Origin of the sequence: Providencia sp. PROV205, assembly GCF_028479505.1 — a bacterium.
Lineage (GTDB): Bacteria > Pseudomonadota > Gammaproteobacteria > Enterobacterales > Enterobacteriaceae > Providencia > Providencia huaxiensis.
This window is the reverse complement of sequence record NZ_JAMPNU010000059.1, coordinates 1-1616: the sequence shown is the minus strand read 5'-3', so window position 1 is coordinate 1616 and position 1616 is coordinate 1. Positions and strand designations below refer to the sequence as shown.

Genomic DNA, 1616 nt, shown 5'->3' with positions numbered 1-1616 from the left:
AACCGTGATCAACAGCATCTTACATATGCATGATGCTAAACGGTGGACATCAAAGAGTAATTAATTGGAAGTGGTCAAAACCAGAAAGTATACAGTGGGTTACGTCCCAAACCGAGGTAAACCCAACCCCAGCCCACAACTCACTTTAAGCGGTAAATGGTTGAATAAGTTGGGGTTTACGGTAGTAAGCCACTATACCCTCACTCGCCAAGCCGGACAGTTGATTATCCGGCTGGCTGAGGAGTGAGGTAGATAAGGGACTCCCTGTACGATACTGGGAACTTTTATTCACAATGCATCATTTAGTTTTTTAAACCATTGTAATACCGTTAGCCCATCTTCAGATGGGCTATAGTACCCATTATGCTCATATAAAAAATTTTCTGTAAGTTCATTTCCTTCCTCTACTATATCAGATAGTTCTTTTTTAAGGAGCATAACAGTTTCTACAGTTTCTCTAGCCACAAAGTTATTTAAGACTTCTATATCTGTTGATGCTTCACAGTACCAATCCTGATGAAAATAGCAGCCTAATAAGTAATCGATTTTTTCCATATTCATTATTTTCCAATATCATTTAGGGTAAGCAGTTTGAATTTTATAACCATTCGGCATCAATGGATCTTTATCAATCACTATAACTATCTTGTTAGACCCTGTTGACTGTGTTTGTCCTTTACGAATGACTCGCCCTATGTCTGTTGACGTTTCATGTGTCAAAATAATTCGAGTACCATTTCCAGCCATAAAAGCTGAAATTTTGTCTTGATTAGCACCAATACCGTTTCCTATAGCCCAATCAGCTGTTTTCATATTAGTGAACGTTGATGATGCTAATACGTTTGGTTCACTTTCGAACCGAGCTAGTAGCTGAGCATCTGTTTTCCCTACATGCCGGCTAATAGCATGCCCCCCAAAATTTTCATGATAAATAAGAGTTTTTGTTGTTTCATCTTTTACTGTTGTATTTTTAGATGTATTCCCTTTCGCATCATATATAGTTTTACCATCAAACTCAGAGTTGCCTTTTCCAACATTTGTAACTGTTCCATCATCTTTTGGACTAAATGCCCCATTTTTATCAGCAGTCCAGTTGCTACCCGCTCCTGCATTATTTCCTTTCGGAGTTGTGACATTTGGCTTCGCAACATCTTTCCCAAACTGTTTTACTAAAGCGCCTGAGTTTGCGACTGCTGACATACCACCCAATAGATAAATCGACCCGACATACATACCTGCACGCGTTCGTGCTTCTTCATCGGTATAACCGAAGTTTTTAAAGGCTTCAGTATAGGATTCCAATAGATTATACGCCTGCTGTGCTTCGGGTGAAGTCGAGTTCAACAAACGCTCGATTTCTTGATAACCTGCCTGCGCTGTTTTCGGGTTTTGATACGTCAAACTGACATAGGTATCTATCGTTTCGAATGCGTCTTTTCTGGCGGCGGTACATTCAGGTGAAACACCGCCGGCACAAGTATCAAGCAGTTTTTGGGTTGTTTCCGTATCTTTGATCCGCAGTTCAGCAAGCTTCTGTTGCTCGACCTCAGAGATCTTCCCTTGCTGCTCTTTAAGCTCCAGTGACGTCTTCTGACGGTGCTCTGAGTCGCTCAGAT

3 protein-coding genes are annotated in these 1616 nt (G+C 40.8%); 1 reads left to right on the top strand and 2 read right to left on the bottom strand.

Annotated elements, in window-relative coordinates; genetic code table 11:
* The first annotated feature begins 70 nt into the window (after positions 1–70).
* Entirely contained in the window at positions 71–247 is a 177-nt protein-coding gene (locus tag PR800_RS19590; RefSeq protein WP_331001552.1) for a SymE family type I addiction module toxin, read from the top strand.
* Positions 248–288: 41 nt separating this feature from the next.
* Here the strand turns inward: PR800_RS19590 and PR800_RS19585 are convergent, their stop codons facing one another.
* Both PR800_RS19585 and PR800_RS19580 read right to left on the bottom strand, forming a co-directional pair.
* A complete protein-coding gene (locus PR800_RS19585; protein ID WP_231068243.1) occupies positions 289–555 on the bottom strand; it encodes a contact-dependent growth inhibition system immunity protein in 267 nt (88 codons plus the stop codon).
* Positions 556–573: 18 nt separating this feature from the next.
* Positions 574–1616: RNase A-like domain-containing protein (locus tag PR800_RS19580; protein ID WP_272531271.1), on the bottom strand; the 1043-nt coding region annotated here is incomplete at its 5' end.